The sequence below is a fragment of the Roseococcus thiosulfatophilus genome (assembly GCF_017311575.1).
GTDB classification, from domain to species: domain Bacteria; phylum Pseudomonadota; class Alphaproteobacteria; order Acetobacterales; family Acetobacteraceae; genus Roseococcus; species Roseococcus thiosulfatophilus.
Window position 1 is genome coordinate 50,686 of the sequence record NZ_JAFFQY010000006.1, and the last position, 19,307, is coordinate 69,992.

17 protein-coding genes are annotated in these 19,307 nt (G+C 71.9%); 11 read left to right on the forward strand and 6 right to left on the reverse strand.

The annotated features are described in order from the left end of the window. Nucleotides 1-42 precede the first annotated feature (42 nt). Nucleotides 43-1,005, forward strand: coding sequence for an isocitrate lyase/PEP mutase family protein (locus tag JTN19_RS03955; protein ID WP_206930609.1), 963 nt, complete (start codon nt 43-45; stop codon nt 1,003-1,005). A gap of 71 nt (nt 1,006-1,076) precedes the next feature. Here JTN19_RS03955 and JTN19_RS20480 read toward each other — a convergent pair whose 3' ends face one another. Then, on the reverse strand, nt 1,077-2,318 hold the full coding sequence (locus tag JTN19_RS20480) for a glycosyltransferase (RefSeq protein ID WP_206930610.1): 1,242 nt from the start codon (nt 2,316-2,318) through the stop codon (nt 1,077-1,079). A 312-nt stretch (nt 2,319-2,630) separates the two neighbouring features. Here JTN19_RS20480 and JTN19_RS03965 point away from each other — a divergent pair, with 312 nt between their 5' ends. The 7 genes from JTN19_RS03965 to JTN19_RS03995 are packed head-to-tail and all read left to right on the forward strand — an operon-like array spanning nt 2,631 to nt 11,843. Next, nucleotides 2,631-3,965, forward strand: a complete 1,335-nt coding sequence (locus JTN19_RS03965) for a glycosyltransferase family protein (protein WP_206930611.1) — start codon at nt 2,631-2,633, stop codon at nt 3,963-3,965. Nucleotides 3,966-3,975: 10 nt separating this feature from the next. Then, a complete protein-coding gene (locus tag JTN19_RS03970) occupies nt 3,976-4,947 on the forward strand; it encodes a class I SAM-dependent methyltransferase (protein ID WP_206930612.1) in 972 nt (323 codons plus the stop codon). 50 nt (nt 4,948-4,997) lie between these two features. Continuing rightward, the gene (locus JTN19_RS03975) at nt 4,998-6,494 is read left to right on the forward strand and encodes an FkbM family methyltransferase (RefSeq protein ID WP_206930613.1); all 1,497 of its coding nucleotides are present in this window, start codon (nt 4,998-5,000) and stop codon (nt 6,492-6,494) included. Between the two features lie 10 nt (nt 6,495-6,504). Continuing rightward, nucleotides 6,505-8,127, forward strand: coding sequence for an ABC transporter permease (locus JTN19_RS20485; protein WP_206930614.1), 1,623 nt, complete (start codon nt 6,505-6,507; stop codon nt 8,125-8,127). Next, entirely contained in the window at nt 8,124-8,792 is a 669-nt protein-coding gene (locus JTN19_RS03985; RefSeq protein WP_191084926.1) for an ABC transporter ATP-binding protein, read from the forward strand. Before JTN19_RS20485 ends, JTN19_RS03985 begins: the two co-directional genes overlap by 4 nt. Continuing rightward, a complete protein-coding gene (locus JTN19_RS03990) occupies nt 8,785-9,969 on the forward strand; it encodes a hypothetical protein (protein WP_206930615.1) in 1,185 nt (394 codons plus the stop codon). The genes JTN19_RS03985 and JTN19_RS03990 overlap by 8 nt, the downstream gene beginning before the upstream one ends. A 5-nt stretch (nt 9,970-9,974) precedes the next feature. Beyond that, on the forward strand, nt 9,975-11,843 hold the full coding sequence (locus JTN19_RS03995; RefSeq protein WP_206930616.1) for a sulfotransferase family 2 domain-containing protein: 1,869 nt from the start codon (nt 9,975-9,977) through the stop codon (nt 11,841-11,843). A 6-nt stretch (nt 11,844-11,849) separates the two neighbouring features. Here the strand turns inward: JTN19_RS03995 and JTN19_RS04000 are convergent, their stop codons facing one another. Genes JTN19_RS04000 through JTN19_RS04010 form a run of 3 tightly spaced genes read right to left on the reverse strand, consistent with a single transcriptional unit; the run spans nt 11,850 to nt 13,727 of the window. Continuing rightward, nucleotides 11,850-12,179: an antibiotic biosynthesis monooxygenase family protein gene (locus JTN19_RS04000; RefSeq protein ID WP_206930658.1), complete on the reverse strand. Its 330-nt coding sequence runs from the start codon at nt 12,177-12,179 to the stop codon at nt 11,850-11,852. Nucleotides 12,180-12,192: 13 nt separating this feature from the next. Then, the gene (locus JTN19_RS04005; protein WP_206930617.1) at nt 12,193-13,104 is read right to left on the reverse strand and encodes an alpha/beta fold hydrolase; all 912 of its coding nucleotides are present in this window, start codon (nt 13,102-13,104) and stop codon (nt 12,193-12,195) included. Nucleotides 13,105-13,142: 38 nt separating this feature from the next. Beyond that, nucleotides 13,143-13,727: a nitroreductase family protein gene (locus tag JTN19_RS04010; protein WP_206930618.1), complete on the reverse strand. Its 585-nt coding sequence runs from the start codon at nt 13,725-13,727 to the stop codon at nt 13,143-13,145. Between the two features lie 94 nt (nt 13,728-13,821). On the opposite strand from JTN19_RS04010, the gene JTN19_RS04015 reads away from it, so the two are divergent. Together JTN19_RS04015 and JTN19_RS04020 are read left to right on the forward strand one after the other, a co-directional pair. After that, nucleotides 13,822-14,295, forward strand: coding sequence for a hypothetical protein (locus JTN19_RS04015; protein WP_206930619.1), 474 nt, complete (start codon nt 13,822-13,824; stop codon nt 14,293-14,295). A gap of 69 nt (nt 14,296-14,364) precedes the next feature. Further along, nucleotides 14,365-15,111, forward strand: a complete 747-nt coding sequence (locus JTN19_RS04020; RefSeq protein ID WP_206930620.1) for an SDR family NAD(P)-dependent oxidoreductase — start codon at nt 14,365-14,367, stop codon at nt 15,109-15,111. A 13-nt stretch (nt 15,112-15,124) separates the two neighbouring features. Here the strand turns inward: JTN19_RS04020 and JTN19_RS04025 are convergent, their stop codons facing one another. Beyond that, a complete protein-coding gene (locus JTN19_RS04025; protein ID WP_206930621.1) occupies nt 15,125-16,054 on the reverse strand; it encodes an alpha-E domain-containing protein in 930 nt (309 codons plus the stop codon). Then, entirely contained in the window at nt 16,048-17,526 is a 1,479-nt protein-coding gene (locus JTN19_RS04030; RefSeq protein ID WP_206930622.1) for a circularly permuted type 2 ATP-grasp protein, read from the reverse strand. Before JTN19_RS04030 ends, JTN19_RS04025 begins: the two co-directional genes overlap by 7 nt. Before the next feature lie 158 nt (nt 17,527-17,684). Here JTN19_RS04030 and JTN19_RS04035 point away from each other — a divergent pair, with 158 nt between their 5' ends. Next, nucleotides 17,685-19,307: a thiamine pyrophosphate-binding protein gene (locus tag JTN19_RS04035; protein WP_206930623.1), complete on the forward strand. Its 1,623-nt coding sequence runs from the start codon at nt 17,685-17,687 to the stop codon at nt 19,305-19,307.

The window sequence follows — 19,307 nt, forward strand, 5'->3', positions numbered from 1 at the left end:
TGACATGGCGCCGTGCAAACCCCGTGAAGGGGCACCCCTCTGATGCGCCTCGGCACTGCGGAATCCCAACGCCCGACCACGCGCCTGCGCGCGCTGATGCAGGCCAACAAGCCGCTCATCGTGCCGGGCTGCTACAATGCGCTCTCCGCCCGCGTGCTGGAGCACGCGGGTTTTCCGGCCGTCTACATGTCGGGCTATGGCACCTCGCTTTCGCTGCTGGGCCTGCCCGACGCGGGCCTCGCCACGCTCACCGAGATGGTCTTCAACGCGAAGTGCATCGCGGGCGCGGTGCGCGTGCCCGTGATCGCGGATGCCGATACGGGCCATGGCAATGCCATCAACGTGGTCCGCACGGTGGAGGAATTCCTGCGCGCGGGCGTCGCCGGCATCCATCTGGAAGACCAGGTGGCGCCCAAGCGCTGCGGCCATGTCGCGGGGCGCGAGGTGCTGCAGCGCGAGGAGGCCATCCAGAAGATCCGTGCCGCCGCCGCCACGCGTGACGCGCTGGACCCCGACTTCGTGCTGATCGCGCGCACCGATGCGCGCGGCGCGCATGGCGGTTCCCTGGAGGAGGCCATCTGGCGCGCCAATGCCTTCCTCGATGCCGGCGCAGACATGGCCTTCGTGGAAGGTCCGGCCAATGTCGAGGAGGTGTCGCGCATCGGCCGGGAGGTGAAGGGGCCCATCTTCTACAACATGACCGGCATCTCGCCCCGCCTCTCCGAGGCCGACATGGGACGCATGGGCATCGGCCTGTGCATCCTGCCGGGCGCGGCCATGCGCGCGACCATCATGGCCGTGCACGATTTCGCGACCAGCATCCACGAACATGGCACCATGGCGGAGGCGGCGCTGGACGCCCGATTCAAGCAGCACCCGATGGGCAATCTGCACGGCTTCGCGGGCTTCGACCGCATCCGCGAGCTGGAGGCCGAGTTCCTGCCCGCGGAGGCCGCGGAGAAATACGAGGGCACGCTGGGCCATATGCCCGAGGCCAAGGGCTGACCAAGGCCACGGGCGCCCTCTCGTGAGCCGCGTGACGCATGCCGCGTCCAGGCGGCCTGCCCCGGCCCGTTTTAGCCGCCGCCGTGCAGGCGAAGGCCCGCCACTGACGGCGCGGGCAGGCGCGGCCCTTCCTCCGCCACCTCGCGCAGCAGGGTGATCGCCGTTCGCATGTGCGTCTCCCAGCGCGGGGCCGACCAGCCGCGCAGCCGCAGCATCTGTGCTTCGCGGAAGGGGCTGCTCGGGGCAGCGTAGTTCTCGATCATCGCCTGCCAAGCCGGCAGGTCACCGGGATCGAGGAATTCCGGCACGCCGGCACCCACCTCACGGTGCGCGGGGATGGCGCTGGCGATCACGGGCACGCCCTGCGCCAGCGCCTCGGCGACCGGCAGACCAAATCCCTCGGCGAAGCTCGGCATGAGGAGGGCGCGCGCGCCCTTCATCAGGCCGGTCAGTTCCCCGTCGTTCAGCCCGCCCAGCTCACGCACCTCCCGCCCCGCGAGCGGCCCGCGCTCCAGCACGTCGAGGACCTGTTCGTTCTCCCAGCCGCGCCGCCCCACCAGCACCAGCAGCGGCGTGGGCCCGCGCGCCGCCGCCGCCATCCGCCGCCAGGCATGGAGCAGCAAGAGGTGGTTCTTGCGCGGCTCGATGGTGCCGACCGCCAGGAAGTAGGGCCGCCCCTGCGCCATCCCGGCCGCGCCAGCTTCGGGCACCACCGGGGTCACTCCAAGCGGCGCCGCGACGACCGGCAGCCCTGGCCGCAGTCGCGGCCGAAGCACGGCCGCGGTGGCGGCGGAATTGGTCAGCACCGCATCGGCGAGGGTGTTCACCGTGTCCAGGCGGCGCCGATGCCGCGCCACCTCGGCGGGCGGCGAGAACTCGGGCCAGTCCAGCGGGATCAGGTCATGCACCAGGGGCACGAAGCGCGCGCCCGTGCGGCGCAGCAGCCGCGCGATGGCCCCGCCATGGTGCAGGGGGTGGTGCGAGACATTCAGGTAGACGGCGGCCCGCCCCCCCGCCGAAGGATGCGGCAGCACGCCCGTCACGCCCGCCGTCAGCAGCCCCAAGGCTTGCCGTCGAAGCTCCGACAGGCGGCCGGCGGCCAGGGCCGGGCGGACGGCGCGAACCAGACGGCGCGCCTGGGCGCCCGGAAGAAGCCGGAATCCGCCCCGGTAGTCGAAGCCCACGAGATGGGTCTCCACCTCGCCCTCCGCATCCAGCAGATGCTCGGCATAGGCGAGTTCGACCCGATCAATACCCGTAAGATTTCCACGGAAGACGCGCCAGAGAAGCCGCGAGACGTCGAGCCAGACCACCGGAGGCGATCCTGGGTTGACCTGGCGTCGGAGAACCGGTGGCAACGATTCCAGCGCAAGCATCGACACATGCTGCGAAGGTGTCGTTAATATTCCGTCAACGGAGCTCACGACGGTCAATTCATCCTCCCTACCCGCTCTTCTGGCGCTTTCGACTGCGTGCTCAAAAGCGAAAAGCTCCCTGACGAGTTGAACTCTAAGTTCCGTATCCTCTTGCGTAAAGTCTTTTTCCCGTTCAAGTTGCATGCAAAGGAAGATCAGTCGTTTCTCGGCCCGGCACATGGCTGGCCACCGACTTCGGGGAGTGCACGGATGGACCTGCCGCAGATCACGCCCCGGCGCACCAGGCTCGCCATCATCAGCACCTTCGACGAGCTTTGCGGCATCGCGGGCTATACCCGCGCGCTGGAGAAGCAGCTCTCGCCGCACATGGACGTGACGGTGTTCGACCTCGACCAGTTCCTGCTGCGCAGCCCGCACCGCCGCGTGCGCCAGCAGGCGGACCGGCACATCCAGGACATCGCGCGCGCCCTGCCGGCCTTCGACTTCGTGAACATCCAGCTGGAATACGGCACGCTGGGACTGACCGCGGAACGCATCCTGCGCCGGCTGGGCTGGCTGCTGGACGCGGCGCCGGCGGTCAGCATCACCTTCCACACCATGCTGGAAGTGAACACCGGCCTGCGCTGGGGCGAGGCCGGCGCGGCGCTGGCCCGACTGCTGCCGCACCGCGCCGTGGCGGCCATGGTGGGCGGGTTCCGCGACGACCTTCTGGCCCGCCGCGCCTATGCGCTGCTGCGACGCACGGAACGGCGCAAGACGCTGCGCCTCATCGCCCACAACCGGCGGGATGCGCGCCTGCTGCGAGAGGTGCTGGGCTTTGGCGATGTCTCGCACCACCCGCTCAGCTTCGTCAGCGCCGCGGAGAGCGAGGCGATCCGCGCCGTGGCACGCCGGCATGACTTCCCGCAGCTGCGCCACCTGCCTGAGGATGCGAAGCTGATCGGGACCTTCGGCTTCCTCTCGCCCTACAAGGGATTCGAGACGGCGGTCCACGCCCTGCGCCTGCTGCCGCCCGACCACCACCTGCTGGTCTTCGGCGGCGTGCATCCGCAGGCCATCAAGCGGTACGCCGCCATTGACCCCTATCTGGAACAGCTGCTGCGCGAGGGGCGCGTCGGGCGTTCCGTGCTGGACGTGCTGCGCGAGGAGGGCGCGGGCGGGCTGCGGCTGGAGGCCGATGCCGCGCGCGTGATGGAGGCGCACCCCCAGGATCTCGGCCCGCGCATCCACTTTATGGGCGTGCTGGACGATGCGGGCTTCGCGCGCGCCATGGCGATCTGCGACACGGTGGTGATGCCCTATCTGGAGGTGGGCCAGACCAGCAGCGGCGCCATCGCGCTGGCGCTGAACATGGGCTGCCGGGTGGTGGCCAGCCGCACGCGCGCCTTCCTCCAGCTCGCCCGCTATTTCCCGGACGAGATCGAGTTCTTCGACATCGGCAACTACGCCGAACTCGCCCAGCGCGTGATGGCCGAGCCGATGCGGGACCGACGCGGGGTCGAAATGCCCTTCAACACCCGTACGAATGCCGAGATGTATGTCCGCCTGCACGCGGCCCCCGCCGCGGCGCAGGCCGGGCGCTGAGCCGAAGCCCATGGCCGACGACGCATCTCTCCCCCTTGCCGCCCTCCCTCCCCTGCCGGACGAGTTGGCGGGGCTTTGGCGAGACTTGCTGGGCACCGAGCCGCCCCAGGACTTCGCTTCGCTGGTCAAGTCGCTGCCGGACGCCCTCGCGCGCGCCACGCCCGCCCTGCCGCCCGCCCTGTGCCAGGAGCTGGCGCGCCACCACGCCTATCTCCTGGCGCACGAGGCCTACGAGGCGCATGAGCGGGGCATCACCTTGCCCGACACCCCGCTCGTGCTGGCCGATTTCGTGCGCAACACCGCCTCGGTCCTGCGCGACGCCGCGGCGCTGACCGGGCCGGCCATACGCGCCGGCGTCCCTCCTTCGGTGCTGGCGCTCATCGAGGCGTCGGAGGCGCAGCTGGAAGGCTGGTGCTACCGCGAGAAGTCCCTCTTCATCGCGCGGCTGGTGCTGGAGGAACGGCCCCTCGTCTGCGTCGAGGTGGGGGTCTATGGCGGACGCTCCCTCATCCCCTGCGCCGCGGCACTGCGACATCTGGGCCAGGGGCGGATCTGGGGCGTGGAGGGCTGGTCCGGCACCCTGGCGGTGCACGACCGCACCACCGACGCCAATGACGCATGGTGGGGCGGGCTCGATTTCGGGCCCATCAAGCGCGCCTTCCTGCGCTTCCTGGCCGACCACGACCTGGTGCGCGAGGTGGGCATCCTGGAGGCCCCCTCGGCCGCGGTGGACCACCTCTTTCCCCGCATAGACTACCTGCACATAGATGGCTCCCACGCGCGGCTCGCCGCCGCCGAGGATGTGCTGCGCTATGGCCGCCGGGTGCGGCCGGGCGGGATCATCCTGTTCGACGACGCACAGTGGAAGACCACCACCGCCGCGCGTGAGCTGCTGGATGAGATGGCCGAATGCGTGGACATCCTGCACCAGACCGAGGCCCCGCAGAACATCTGCGCCGTCTATCGCCGCCATGACCACTGATGCCCTCCTCACTTGTCCGGCGCGCGCCGCGCGCGTGAAAGGCTGACCCCATGGAACATCCCCTGCCCGAGGGCGTCCCCGACGCCGTCGCCGCCCGCTTCCTGGTGCGGCATGACGACGTCTTCCTCCTGAGCGGCCCGGAGGTGAACGCAAGCGGCCTCGACCTCACGGGTGTCACGCATGAGCCGGGCTGCCACCCGCTGCTGATGGACCTCACCTGGAACGGGTTGGGCGAGGAGGAACGGCCCTCGGCCAGCGTCACCTTCCACGCGGTCTCTGCCGCGCGGCGCGCGCGGGGCGATGTGGTGGACCTCTCCATCACCCTGCGCCGCGCCGGGACGGCCACGAAGAACGGCCACCTCATCCTGCGCCTGCCCTTCCTGCCCGAGGCGGTGGAAGACCCGCGCTACGGCACCATCGCCGCACTCTCGCTCAAATGCGGGCGCATCGCCGCGGTGGAAGGGCTGGCGCTGGGCATCGCCGAGGGGCAGGACTTCCTCTTCGCGGGCCATATGCCGGTGCGGGCCGTGAGCCACCTTTCCGTGGCCTCGCGCATCGCCGCCCGGCCGCAATCCCCCAGCCTGCAGCTGGTCGCGGTGGTCAAGCCCTTCGAGGGCGAGGTCACGCTGCGCTTCGCCCGCGGCTTCGCCGGGCAGGACTACGCGCCCTACAGCTTCAACCCCTACTACGAGAAGCTTGCCGCGCTGACCGGCCCGCCCGACCTTGGCCGCATGCGGGAGGCGCGGGCCGAATTCCTGCGGACGGCCGAGGCCGCCATGGCGCAGCACGACTACCGGGGCGGGCAATGCTTCCTCAAGCCCTGCTTCGTCGAGCGCGGGGTGGACCCGCGCTTCCCCATGCTGATCGGGACGCCCAATTCGCTGTCCTGGTACGCGCAGAGCACGCAGCATCACGGCGGCTTCTACCTGACCGAGGGATATGCCCGGCCGGGCGAGACCATCCTCGACTGCGGCGCCCATGCGGGCGAGATCGCGCTGCTCTTCGCCAAGGCCACCGGCCCCGCCGGCCGCGTCATCGCCTTCGACCCCTTCCCGCAGAACTACCTGCAGGTGGAGGCCCAGGCCATCCTGAACGACACGCCCTGGCTCACCTCCACGCGCACCGGCGTGGGCGTGAAGCACGAGACGGTGATGACCGAGCTGGAAGCCCAGATCACCAGCGGCGCCAAGCCCATCCAGCGTGCGGCCAGCTCCTTCCCGCTCGCGATCGAGCCGCTGGACGACTACCTGGATGCGCGCCCATCCTTCCTCAAGCTCGACGTGGAGGGCGCTGAGGCGGGGGCGCTGATGGGCGCGCAGCGGCTGCTGCGCGAATGCCGGCCGCGCATCTTCATCGAGGTCCACCCGCAATTCCTGCCCCAGTTCGGCCAGAGTGCCGCCGACCTCTTCGCCGCCATCCCGCGCGACCTGTACCACGTCCAGTACAACGTCCCCGGCGCCCCACCCGGCTGGCACGACTATGGCCCCGAGGCGCCGGCGCAGTTCGACGGCAAGCCGGGCGGGCTGGTGCGGGCCTTCCCCCGATGAGACTTCCCGTGTGATCCGCGACGGCACCGGCCAGGAGGACCCCGCCGCACTCGCATCCCTGGTGCGGGAGGACCGTGCTGACGAGGCGCGCGCGCGCATCGCGGCGGCGCGGGCGCGGGGCGAGGACACGCCCGCCCTGCGCCTCGTCGCGCTGCTGCTGGGCGCCGCCGTGCCGCAGGACGAGGCCTGGACGCCCGAGGCGCTGGCGCCCCTGCTGCGTACCCCCTTCCCCGCCGAGCCCACCGGGCGTCTCGCTGGCGCCCTCGACCGCATGGCGGAGGCCCCGGGCGCGGAGTTCCCCCGCATCGAGGCGGCCTGCCTGCTGCTCCAGGCCGAGGAACCGCATTGGGCCGAGCAGGCCATGCTGCCGCTCTGGCCCGAGGCGGGCACCGGCCCGCTCTTCGCCCGCGTGCTCAGCGGCATCTGGGCCGTGCTGGGCCGGCAGCGCCAGGCGGTGGAGGCGGCGGAGGCGGCGGTGCGGCTGGACCCGCGCGCGGAGGAGTATCTCATCCACCTGGCCGGGCTGCGCCTGCAACAGGGGGCACCCGGCGCGGCGCTGCTGGCGGCGGGGCGCGCCATCGGCCTGGCACCGGAGCATGCCGTGGCCTGGCGCATGGCCTCGGCCGCCCACCTGGCGCTGGGCCAGGTGGAGGAGGCCATCGCCGCCAGCCGCCGCGCGGCCGCTCTCTCGTCGGACCAGGTGGGCTTCGCGGAGGAGGTGCTGGTCTCCAGCGGCGCCGAGGCGCTCAACCGCGAACACGCGCCCCCGCCCGCCCAGATCGAGAGGCCGGGCCGCGAAACCCCCGCCTGGGCGCGCTTGCCCGCCAGCCTGCCGCCGCCGCCCCGCATCGCCCTGGGCCCGCTGCTGCGGACGCGCGCGCGCATCGTGGACGCGCTGATGCTGCGCGAGGCGCGCACGCAGTTCACCCACAGCCGGCTGGGCTATGCCTGGTCCCTCTTCGAGCCCATCACCCACGTCTTCATCCTGTTCGTGGCCATCGGCATCATGGGCGGCGGCCGCGCGCCCATCGGCGACAGCCTGCCCGTCTTCTACATGACGGGCGTGCTGCCCTACCTCTTCTTCTGCCATGTCACCGAGCGCGGCATGCACATGGCGCGCGACAGCCGGGTGCTGCTCTCGGTGCCGGTCGTGACGCTGGGCGACATCGCGGCCGCGCGCCTGCTGCTGCGCGCCGCGACCGATGTCTTGGTCTTCCTGGTGACGCTGACGGCTTTCATGGCCATGGGCTTCGCGCAGCTGCCGCATGATCCGCTCTCGCTGGTCGCGGCCTATGTCGTGCTGTTCCTGCTGGCAAGCGGGATCGCGCTCGCCAACATGGTGCTGAGCGAACTGAGCGAATTGCCGGAGCGGGTCTGGACCGTGTCGCTGCGCGGCCTCTATTTCGTCTCGGGCATCTTCTACCACCCGAACATGATGCCGGCCGGCATCCGCGAATGGGTGCTGTGGAACCCGCTGATCCACGCGCTCGAATGGGTGCGGCAGGCCTATTACCCGCTCTATGTCTCGCCCTATCTCGACACCGGCTACCTGCTGCGCTGGGCGCTGGCATCGCTGCTGCTGGGGGGGCTGCTGGTGGCGGCCTTCCATCGCCGGCTGCGGGGGGCGACATGATCGTGTTGGATGGTGTCAGCAAGGCCTACCGGGCGCGCGATGGCAGCCGCAAGCCCATCCTGCGCGATGTCAGCATCGCCTTCCCGCCCGGTCGCAATGTGGGAATCCTGGGCGGGAACGGCGCGGGCAAGTCCACCCTGCTGCGTCTCATCGCCGGCAGCGAGGCGCCCGATGCCGGGCGGATCGAGCGCCGCTGCCGCGTCTCCTTCAGCATGGGCTTCTCGGGCACCTTCCATGGCGGGCTGTCGGGGCGGGAGAACCTGCTCTTCCTCTCCCGCCTCTACGGCGCCTCCCCGCGGGAGGTGCTGGATTTCGTGGCGGACTTTGCGGAACTCGGCCCCTGGCTGGACATGCCGATCGAGACCTATTCCTCCGGCATGGTCGCCAAGCTCGCCTTCGGGCTGTCGCTCGCCATAGATTTCGACGTCTACCTGGTGGACGAGATCACGGAGGTGGGCGATGCGCGCTTCCGCGCCAAATCCTCCCAGGCCTTCCGCGAGCGGCTGACGCGCTCCTCGCTCATTCTCGTCTCCCACAGCAGCGCCACGATCCGCGCGCTGTGCGATTGCTGCGCCATTCTGGATGGCGGTTCCCTCACCCCCTATGACACGGTGGACGAGGCCATGGCCGCCTATGCGGCGTTGATGGGGGTCTCCCATGCTTGAGGAACGCGCACGCACCCCTGCCCGGCGCGAGGCGCCGGCCCCGCCCGCGCCCGCGGCGCCACCGCCGCTCGCCGTGCCCTCCCTGGGGCGTGCCCGGCCACGCGGCGGCACGCGCTGGTGGCTGCTCGCGGCGCTGGCGGGCTTCATGGCCTACGCCGCCTACCTCTTCCTCTGGGCCTCCGATGTCTATGTCAGCGAGGTCCGCTTCGCCGTCCGCCAGGCCGACCAGCCGCGGGTGCAGGGGGCCATGCCGATGATGGGCACGCCCATGCTCGCCACCGTCACCGAAAGCAACGCCGTGGTGCAGTTCCTCCGCAGCCATGACGCCTTGCAGGCGCTGGAGGCGCGGCTCGACCTGCGGCGGATGTTCGGCGCGCCCTCGATTGATCCGCTGGCGCGGCTGCCCGCCGATGCCTCGCCCGAGCGGTTGCGGCGCTACCTCTCCAGCCAGCTCCGCCCGTATTTCGACCACACCAACGGCATCGTGGCGGTGGAGGCGCGCGCCTTCTCGGCCGAGGACGCGCTGGCGCTGGCCCAGGCCACCCGCGCCCTTGCCGAAGAATTGGTGAACCGCATGTCGCTCGCCGCCCGGCGCGGCCTGTTGGACGCGGTGGAGGCGGAGGTGGCAGATGCCGAAAACCGCCTCGCCCGCGCCCGGGACGAGTTGCGCCGCTTCCGCGAGGCCAACGAAATCCTGGACCCCCGCCGCACCGCCGAGGCGAGCGACGAGCTGCGCGCCCGGCTGGAGGCCGAGATCGCGCAGGAACGCGCGCGCCTCACGCAGATGCGCCGCTTCACCGCCGACAACGCGCCGGCCATCGTGCAATTGCGGCAGCGCATCGCGGCGCTGGAGGGGCAGTTGCGCGAGATCGCGCAGCGCGCCACCGGCCAGAACGCCGAAGCGCTGGTCGGCGCCCTGCGCGGCTATGAGACGTTGGAGACCGAGGCCATGCTCGCGCTGCGGTCCTATGAGGCGCTGCTGGGCTCGCTCGAACGCGCGCGCAGCGATGCGAGCCGCCAGCAGCTCTATCTGGCCGAGGTCGTGCGCCCCACCCTGCCCCGCTCCGCCGCCCATCCGCGCCGGCTGGAGCATCTGGGCACGGCGGCCGCGCTCGCCTTGCTGGGCGCGCTGCTCGGCCTGCTGCTGGCCCGCACCGTGCGCGACCACATGCATTGACGCACATGGAACGTCACGGACCCGATTGGCTCGCCCTGTTCGGCGAGGCCGCGATGCACGCGGCGACGCTGGCCGACCTGGAAGTCCCGCCACGAGACATGCCCGGCTTCTGCGCGGCGGCGCGCGCGGCCCAGGCGCGGCTCGCCGCGGAAGGGGCCACGGCGCTCGCCGAGGCGCTCGGGCCCGCCACGGCCCGCATCATGGCGACGGGCGACGGCGCTTCGGACGAGGCCGCGCTGGCCGACTGGATCGCGCTGGTGGCGGCGCACCGGCCCTTCCTGCCCGCGACGATCGCGGTCCAGGCCTATCCGCCCCTGGCCCGCGCCATCAGCCGCATCGCCATGGCCCTTGGCGAGGCCGAAGCGGCGCAGGGGTTGGCCGAATGCTTCGCCGCACTCGGACGGGCCCTGCCGACGCTGGCGCGCGCGCCCGAGATCATTCCCCACCTGGACCACATCGCGAGCCATGGCGGGCCCACCCGCGAGGACATGCTGGAGGGCGCCATCCCGGCCGCGCCCGCGCTCGCCGTCGCCACCAGCCTGAGCCATGTGGCCACCCTGCTGGAAATTGGCCGCCCTGACGCGCCCGGAATCGGCCCGGAGGGCGAGGCCGGACTGCAGCCGGGCGGTTTCCAGGCCGCATCGGGGCTGCCGAGCCCGCGCTGGCAGCGGGTGCTGCACACCCACATCCAGAAATGCGCCGGGACGTCGCTGAACAATTGGCTCAACACGCTCGCCGGCGACCAGCGCGTCTGGGATGCGCGCATGCAAGGCAGCCTAGCCCGCACGCGCCTGGCCTTCCAGGGGGCGGCGGTGCTGCATGGCCACCGCAACCTCATGGCCCATGCCCCCCCGGGCACGCTGCGGATGACCGTGCTGCGCGAACCGGTGGCGCGGCTTGTCTCCCAGATCTCCGACTGGCGCCGGCTCGACGACATGGCCACGCGAACCTCGCCGGCCGACCTGCGCGAGATGGTGGCCGACGCCCAGAGCCTGCCGCTGCTGGAGTTCCTGCAGCGCCACTGGCGCGGCCCCTATCGGTACTATCTGGACAATACGATGACGCGGATGCTCGCCTCCAGCCGGCTCGACAAGGGCTTCTGCGAGGCGGCGGACCCCTCCCTTCTGCTGGGCGCCGCACTGGACTGCCTCGACCAGGACGCGGAGGTGGTGGGCCTGACGGAGGAACTGGACCTCACGCGCAATGCCGTCGCCGAGCGGCTGGGCCTGCCGCCGATCCCGCATTTTCCCCGGCTGAACGACAGCGCCTCCGCCCGCGTGATGTCGGCCGAGGGGAAAGCGGCCGCCGAGCACCTGGCGGCGCTGACCCGCTTCGACGCCAAGCTCTACGCCCGCGCGCGGGAATTGTTCGAGGCGCGCCACCGCGCCACCGCCGAGGCCTGGACGGACGAGGCCTTCGAAGCGCGCGACGCCGCCACCACCACCTCCCTGCTGCGCGGCGACTTCGACGGAGAGGCGGTGTGCTTCAGCGTGCGAGGCCCGCTGATCGGCCGCGGTTTCCACCCGCGCGATGGCGCGGGGACGCCCAGGCGCTCGCTCTGGTCGGGACCGGGGCCGGTCCTGACGCTCTACATGCCGGTGCCGCGGGGGCAGCCCATCGAGCTGCTGGTCTGGGTGCGCGGCTATGCCGACCCGGCGCAGCGCGGGCGCCTGGCGGTGCGGGTGGACGGCGCCCCCGCCCCGCACCTCTTCGAACCGCTGCGCGGCCATGCCGAGCGGCTGGTCATCCCGCACCGGCCCGCGCGCGCCTTCGTGCGACTGGAGCTCGACACGGGCGAGGCCATGGCGCACCCGCCGCATGACCCGCGCCCGCGCGGCATCGCCTTGGACACCTACGGGTGGCGCCCGGCCTGAGCGCCCTCAGCCCGCGGGGGCCGTGGCGCCGATGGTCTGAAGCACCTCGAACCCCTCGAACTGCGGCGGGCCGATGGTGGTGGGCTTGGAGCCACCCGCGCCGGCATGGGCGCGGCGGAACTGCTCGGAGCGCGTCCAGCCCTCGAAGGCCTCGCGCGATGCCCAGAGCGTGAAGGAGGAATAGAGCACATGGTCCTCCGCCGCCGGGCCGCGCAGCAGGTGGAAGGTCATGAAACCGTCCACCTCGTGCAGGTGGCTCTCACGGTTGAGCCACATGGCCTCGAACTCGGCGGTCGTGGCCGGGATCACCCGGAAGCGGTTGCAGGCGACATACATGGTCACTCTCTCCTCAGGTCAGGCCACGCAGGAAAGCGGCGATGGCGGGGATGAGGCCTTGGGCCAAGGGCGCCGCGGCGTCATTGTAGAGGGCGATCTGCCCGGCCGGGTCGGCCGGCGCGTCGCGCAAGACATGGTTCATCTGCGGCAGGATCAAGCTTCGCGCAGCGGGAAGCGCGCCCGCCAGGGCCCGTGCGTCCGCCTCGCGCACCTGGATGTCCCGTCCGCCCTGCACGATCAGCACCGGCAGTTGCACCCGCGCGAGCAGGCCGGGCGGGTCGAGTGCCAGGGCGGCGCGCATGTAGGGCTGGACGGAGGGCCGGAACAGCGGCGCGAGCACGGGGGGGACCTCGGCCACGCTCTCGCCCGCCTCCAGCCGGGCGAGGATGTCGAGGGCCATGGGCAGGGTGTCCGCGGGCAGCAGGGGTGCGAGCTGTTCGCGCAGGATCACGCCCAGCCTGCGCCCCGGTGTCGCCAGGAGCACCAGGCCGCGCATGGCCTCGGGTGCGGGGGGCTGGGCCAGCAGCGCGCCGATCAGCCCGCCCTCGCTATGCCCGATGACCGAGACGCCCTCTACGCGCGGATGCGCGGCGAGCCGCGCAAGCCAGAGGCCTGCATCCCGCGCATAGATGTCGGGCGTGAGCGCGGCCTCATCCGGACCGGCGGCGGCGCTCTCGCCCACGCCGCGCTTGTCCACGCGCAGCGTCGCGATGCCCTGGACGGCGAGATCCTCGGCCAGGCGCCGCAGCGCCGCGTGGCGCATCTGGGGTGCGTCGCCATCCCGTTCGCTGGGGCCAGAGCCGGCCAGCAGCAGCGCGGCCGGCACCCGAGCCTCGCCCGCCGGCAGCAGAAGGGTGCCGTGGAGGGCACCCCCAGGCGCCTCCAGCCGCCAGTCCTCGGCGGCGGCGGGGGCGGCCAGGGCCACTCCGAAGGCCGGCAGGGCCCGTCGCGAAATCCGGAACCTCATTCCCATGCCGACCAGAACGCGGAGGGGTCCGGGCGCGGCACGGGCGCGACGGGGCCCGCCGGCGTGCCGGCATAGATCCAGCCCAGCAGCAGGTCCGCCTCACCGAGACCCAGGGCGCGCTTGACCACCGGGTCCTCCAGCGCGCCGGAGGAGAGCCAGATGGCGCCATAGCCCTGGGCGTGCAGCGCGTTCATCACGTTCATGACGCCGGCCGCCGCCGTCGCCTCCTGCTCCCACACCGGGATGCGGTGGTTGTGCCGCAGCGCGGCCCCCGCCGCGATGACCAGCGGCGCGCGCAGCGGCTTGCGTGCTTCCAGTTCCAGCCGCTCGGGCGGGGTTTCGGGGATGCGGCGGGCCAGTGAGTCCGCCAGCATGTGGCCCCAGCGCGCCCTTGCCTCCCCCGCGATCATGCGGAAGCGCCAGGGGCGCAGCCCGCCATGGTCGGGCGCGCGCAAGGCCGCCGCCACCGACAATTCCAGCGCGGCCGCATCGGGCGCGGGGGGGCGGAGCTGCGAGGGCGAGATGGAGGCCCGGCCCAGCAGCATGGCCAACGCGGTGTTGGGGGGGTTGTGGTCAGGCATGGGGGCTCCGGGCTGGATTGAATGTAATTGCGACGCATTCTCATTTAGCATAGCCTCCGCGCGCTCCGAAAGAGATAGCTTGAAGGAAGGCCCCATGTCCCCGACCCCTCCCTGCCCGGACGGCCATCCCGGCACCGACCAGCCCGTGAACGCGCTGGACGTCCCCGCCCTGCTGGTGGTGGGCGCGATGCGCGCCTGGGTGGCGCCCCTGGTCAAGCCCGGCCAGGAGCACCCGAACTGGCGCGAGATCCTGCGCCTGGCCGGCGTGCCCGGCGAAGGCGCGCAGGGCTTCAACCGGCTGATGGAGGTGGTGGCCGGCCATGCCCGGCGCCTGATCGAGGTGCGTTGCTGCCATTGCCCCGCCCTTGGCGAGGATGAGGTGCATATGCTCTCCCTCATGGGCGCCTTGCAGCAGGGCGATGCCTTCATGCCGGTGCGGATTCTCACGGACTGGCTGCCGGCAGGCCAGGTGACGCCTGCGCTGGCCAGCGCGCAACGCTTCGCCGCCATCCTGGCCGCGCAGGGGCTGCGCCTGCCCGGCCCCGCGCGACCGGCCCTGATGCACTGACGGGCCGGGGCTGGCGCGCCCCGCCCGCCCATGGCTGGATGGCAACCTCAAGAAATCAGGAGGATGCCCATGTCCGCGACGCGCAAGACCGCCCTCGTCACCGGCGCCGGCCGCAACATCGGCCGCGCCGTGGCGCTGGGCCTGGCGCAGGATGGCTTCGACGTGGTCATCAACGGCTCGCGCGACCGCGCGGCCTGCGAGGCGGTGGCCGAAGCGGCCCGCGCGCATGGCGTGCGCGCCCAGGTCGTGATGGGCGATGTGGGCAGCGCCCCGGAATGCGCCCGCATCGCGCAGGAGGCGATGGCGCTCTCGCGCGGGGTGGATGTGCTGGTGAACAACGCCGCCCTGCGCCCCGCCAAGCCCTTCCTGGAGATGGGCGAGGAGGAGTGGCGCCGGGTCATCGCCGTGGACATGGATGCGGCGGTGTGGCTCTCGCGCGCCTGCCTGCCGGGCATGCTGGAACGCGGCTGGGGGCGGATCGTGAACTTCACCGGGATGAATGCCATCCATGGCTATGCCGGGCGGGCGCCCGTCTCGGTGGCCAAGCATGGGGTCTGGGGGCTGACGAAGGCGCTGGCGAAGGAATTCGGGCCGCGGGGCGTCACGGTGAACGCCATCTCCCCTGGCCCGATCGCGGCCGATGACCCGGCCACGGGCGAGGGCGCGGCCTACCGCGCCGCGGCCGTGGCGAAGGTGCCGGTGGGCCGGGAGGGCACGCCCGTCGAGGTCGCCGCGGTGCTGCGCCTGCTGGTGGCGCCGGGCGGCGCCTATGTGAACGGGCAGATGCTGCAGGTGAACGGCGGCGCGCAAACCTGAAGGGTTCGCGCCCTCAGGCCCGGATGTAGAAGGCCTCGATCTCGTTCCCCAGCTCGGCCGTGCGCATGATCATGTCCGTCAGGTATTCATGCAGCCCGGCCGAGAGGATTTCCTCGATCCGGCCGTAGCGCAGCCGCGCGTGCAGCTCGCCCGCCATGCGGTGGCATTCGCCCCGCCGGCCCGCCTGGCCGGCCGCGATGCGGTCCAGCACCTCCAGCACGCGGCCATGGCAGGCCGTCAGGCTGCGCGGCAATTCGGGCCGCAGGATGAGCAGCTCGGCGATCTTGGCCGGCTCCAGCCGGTCCTTGTAGACCCAGTGGTAGGCGCGCAGCGCCGAGACGGATTGCAGGATAGCCTGCCACTGCGCGTATTCCACCGTTGCCTGCTGCGCGGGGGCCAGCAGGTGGTGCTTCACGTCCAGCAGCCGCGCCGTGTTGTCCGCGCGTTCCAGCGCGGTGCCGAGCTGCACGAAAAGCCAGGGCTCGCCGCGCAGCATGGTGTCCTGCGCGGCACCGTTGAACAGCAGCACGCGCTCGCGCACCCATTCGAGGAAGCCGGGCAGCCGCTCGCCCTGGAATTCGGCGTGGCGCAGCGCGTTCCAGCTGTCGTTCAGCGCGCCCCACATGTCCACCGTCAGCGCCGTGCGCACGCTGCGCGCATTGTGCCGGGCGGCGGCGAAGCAGGAGATGATGCCGGTGGGGTTGTCCGGATCGCGCACCAGGAAGTCCACGACGTTTTCCTGGCTGGCTTCCTCATGCTTGGCGAAGAAGGCGGGTTCGCAGCCCGTCGCGATCAGCAGGGAGCGCCATTCATCGCCCTCCGCGCCGAGCTGCGCGGAAAGCCCCGCCATACGTAGGGCCACGGACAGGCCGCGCGCCACATTGGCCGCGCGCTCCGTGTAGCGACCGAGCCAGAAGAGACTGTCGGCGGAACGGCTCAGCATGCGACGGCTCCGTCCTGCGGATCGGTGTCCAGCACCCAGGTGTCCTTGGTGCCGCCGCCCTGGGAGGAATTCACCACCAGCGACCCCTCGCGCAGCGCCACGCGTGTCAGCCCGCCGGGGACGATCCGCACCTCATCCTTCGTGGAGAGCACGAAGGGCCTGAGGTCCACATGCCGCGGCGCCACCCCGTTCGCGCAGAGGGTGGGCACGGTGGACAGCGCCAGCGTGGGCTGGGCGATGTAGTCCGCAGGCCGCGCCTTGATGCGGGCGGCGAACTCCGCGCGCTCGGCCGCCGTCGCGTGCGGCCCGATCATCATGCCGTAGCCGCCCGAGCCCTGGGCCAGCTTCACGACAAGCTGGTCCAGATTGTCCAGCACATAGGCGCGGTCGGCGTCGCGCTCGCAGAGATAGGTGGGGACATTGGCCAGCTTGGGGTCCTCGCCCAGGTAAAAGCGGATCATCTGCGGCACGAAGGGGTAGATGGCCTTGTCATCCGCGATGCCGCAGCCGGGCGCGTTGCACAGCGCGACATTGCCCGCGCGGTAGGCCGCCATCAGGCCCGGCACGCCCAGCATGGAGTCGGGGCGGAAGGCGCGCGGGTCGAGGTAATCGTCGTCAATGCGGCGGTAGATCACGTCCACCCGGCGCGGGCCGGCCGTGGTGCGCATGAAGACGACGTTCTCGTCTACGAAGAGGTCGGCGCCCTCCACCACCTCCACGCCCATCTCGTCGGCCAGGAAGCAGTGTTCGTAATAGGCGCTGTTGAAGGCGCCCGGCGTCAGGATCACGACGGTGGGGTTCGGCCCGGCGCGGTCAGGTGCCGCGGCCTTCAGCGTGGTCAGCAGATCCTCAGGGTAGCGGTTCACCGGGGCCAGGCGGTGGCGGGCCAGCAGGCGCGGGAAGAGCCGCAGCATGGCCTCCCGGTTCTCCAGCATGTAGGAAACGCCCGACGGCGTGCGCGCATTGTCCTCCAGCACATAGAACTGGTCCGGTCCGGTGCGGACCAGGTCAATGCCCGCGATATGGGTGTAGACGCCGCCGGGGGGCTGGAAGCCCTGCATTTCGGGCCGGAACTGCTCATTGCCCGTGACGAGGCTTGCCGGGATCACGCCTGCCTTGAGAATCTCCTGCTTGCCATAGGCATCGGCCAGGAAGGCGTTCAGCGCGCGGACGCGCTGCGAGAGGCCGGCGCTCAGCCGGTCCCATTCGCTGCGGGCCAGCACGCGGGGGATGATGTCGAAGGGGATCAGCCGCTCCGGGTCGCCGCCCTCGCCATAGACGGCGAAGGTGATGCCGACGCGGCGGAACAGCAGCTCGGCCTCCGCGCGCTTGGCTTCGAGCTCGGAGGGCGGGGTGCGCTCCAGCCAGGCGGCGACGGCGGCATAGGCGGCGCGGATCTCGGCGCCCTGGCCCAGCTCGTCGAAGGCGGCGGGGGGGGTGCGGGGGGCGCCCTGGGACTGGCTTTGACTCATAACGCCGAATTGACCAAGGCCTTGCGCCCGGCGCAAGCCAGCCCGCCGCAAAAAGCGGGGCAGCGGCACGGAGTTGCCGCGCGGACAGGCAGCGCCGGGCTGGGCCGTGGCAGCACGGGGCGTATGATGGACGACACGCCTCGGGGGGAACGACATCCATGGACCAGACGCCACAGCGCCTCACGGGCGCAGAGACCGTCATGGCCTGCTGCGCGGCGGCGGGCATGCCGGCCATCTTCGGCGTTCCGGGGGGTGGATCGAGCCTCGACCTCATCGCCGCCGCCAAGCGTCAGGGCATCCCCTTCGTGCTGGCCCGCACGGAAGGTGGGGCGGGCATCATGGCGGCGGCCCTGGCGGAACTCACCCACCGGCCCGTCGGCCTGCTGACCACGCGGGGCCCGGGCGTGTCCAACGCCGCCAATGCCATGGCCAATGCGGCGCTGGAACGGGCGCCCGTGATCCTCTTCGCGGATGGCTTCCCCGCGGCCGAGGCGCGCTTCACCACCCACCAATGGTTCGACCAGGCGGCGATGATGGCGCCCGTCACCTCCGCCCGGCTGCTCACGCAGGAAGTGCCGGCCGGCGAGGCCACCTGCGCCGCCCTTCAAGCCGCGCTGGCCGCCCCGTGCGGTCCCGCCTATCTCGAACTGCCGGGCGATGTGGCCGGAGGGGCGGCCGCGCCCGCGCCGGAATTCCGCTGGCCCGAACTGCCCCCCCCCGACGCCGCGACCATCGCCGCCGCGCGCCGGATGATCGCGCAGGCACAGCGCCCCGCCGTCGTCATCGGGCTGGAGGCCACCCTCCCCGCCCGCGCGGCCGCCACCAGGGCGCTGGTGGAGGCGCTGGGGGCGCCGGCGCTGGTCACCTACAAGGCCAAGGGCGTGGTGCCGGACCGCCACCCCCTGTTTGGCGGCGTCTTCACGGGCGGCGAGGCCGAGGCGCCGCTGCTGCACGAGGCGGACCTGATCATTCTTCTGGGCGCCGACCCCGTGGAGTTCATCGGCCAGGCCTGGCGCTATGCCGCCCCGGTGCTGGACTTCGCCACCGCCCCGCGCCGGCTGGACTATACGCCGCCCGCCCTCGCCCTGCACGGCGCCTGGGAGGCGGCGGCGGAAGAGTTGGCCGGCACCTGCCCCGCCCGCCCCTGGCCCGCGGGCGAGGTGGCCCGGCGCCGCCAGGTCTGGGCGGATTCGCTGCGCAACACGGCAGGCGGCAATCGCGGCATGGCGCCATCCGAGATCGTGACCACCACCCAGGCGGCGCTGTCCGGCCATCCGCGCGTCGCGGTGGATGCGGGGGCGCATATGTTCCCCTGCACCAGCTTCTGGGAATGCTTCGCGCCGGGTGACCTGCTGATCTCCAACGGCCTCGCCACCATGGGCTATGCGCTGCCCGCCGCCATCGCCGCGGCCTGGCATGACCCCGCGCGCGGCGCGCTGGCCTTTACGGGCGATGGCGGGCTGATGATGTGCCTGGGCGAATTGGCGACCGCCGCCGCCATGAAGCTGAACCTGACCGTGGTGGTGTTCAATGACGCGCTGCTCTCGCTCATTGATATCAAGAAAGGCGCGCGCGACCTGCCGGACGGCGCGCTCGACTGGCCCGAGGCCGATTTCGCGCAGGTCATGCGGGGCATGGGCGGCGCCGCCTGGCGCGTGACCGATGCGGCGGGGCTTCGCGCCGCGCTGGCCGAGGCCGAGGCGACGCCCGGGCCCCGCCTGATTGACGTGCGGACGGACCCGTCCAGCTATCCGGCGCAGATCAAGGCGCTGCGGGGCTGA

Coding starts and splice junctions, on each gene's coding strand:
- JTN19_RS04030 (WP_206930622.1), bottom strand. CDS start 17,526: ATGAGTCAAAGCCAGTCCCAGGGCGCCCCCCGCACCCCCCCCGCCGCC.
- JTN19_RS03975 (WP_206930613.1), top strand. CDS start 4,998: ATGGAACATCCCCTGCCCGAGGGCGTCCCCGACGCCGTCGCCGCCCGC.
- JTN19_RS04010 (WP_206930618.1), bottom strand. CDS start 13,727: ATGCCTGACCACAACCCCCCCAACACCGCGTTGGCCATGCTGCTGGGC.
- JTN19_RS03990 (WP_206930615.1), top strand. CDS start 8,785: ATGCTTGAGGAACGCGCACGCACCCCTGCCCGGCGCGAGGCGCCGGCC.
- JTN19_RS04035 (WP_206930623.1), top strand. CDS start 17,685: ATGGACCAGACGCCACAGCGCCTCACGGGCGCAGAGACCGTCATGGCC.
- JTN19_RS03985 (WP_191084926.1), top strand. CDS start 8,124: ATGATCGTGTTGGATGGTGTCAGCAAGGCCTACCGGGCGCGCGATGGC.
- JTN19_RS03965 (WP_206930611.1), top strand. CDS start 2,631: ATGGACCTGCCGCAGATCACGCCCCGGCGCACCAGGCTCGCCATCATC.
- JTN19_RS03955 (WP_206930609.1), top strand. CDS start 43: ATGCGCCTCGGCACTGCGGAATCCCAACGCCCGACCACGCGCCTGCGC.
- JTN19_RS03995 (WP_206930616.1), top strand. CDS start 9,975: ATGGAACGTCACGGACCCGATTGGCTCGCCCTGTTCGGCGAGGCCGCG.
- JTN19_RS04015 (WP_206930619.1), top strand. CDS start 13,822: ATGTCCCCGACCCCTCCCTGCCCGGACGGCCATCCCGGCACCGACCAG.
- JTN19_RS04000 (WP_206930658.1), bottom strand. CDS start 12,179: ATGTATGTCGCCTGCAACCGCTTCCGGGTGATCCCGGCCACGACCGCC.
- JTN19_RS04020 (WP_206930620.1), top strand. CDS start 14,365: ATGTCCGCGACGCGCAAGACCGCCCTCGTCACCGGCGCCGGCCGCAAC.
- JTN19_RS03970 (WP_206930612.1), top strand. CDS start 3,976: ATGGCCGACGACGCATCTCTCCCCCTTGCCGCCCTCCCTCCCCTGCCG.
- JTN19_RS04025 (WP_206930621.1), bottom strand. CDS start 16,054: ATGCTGAGCCGTTCCGCCGACAGTCTCTTCTGGCTCGGTCGCTACACG.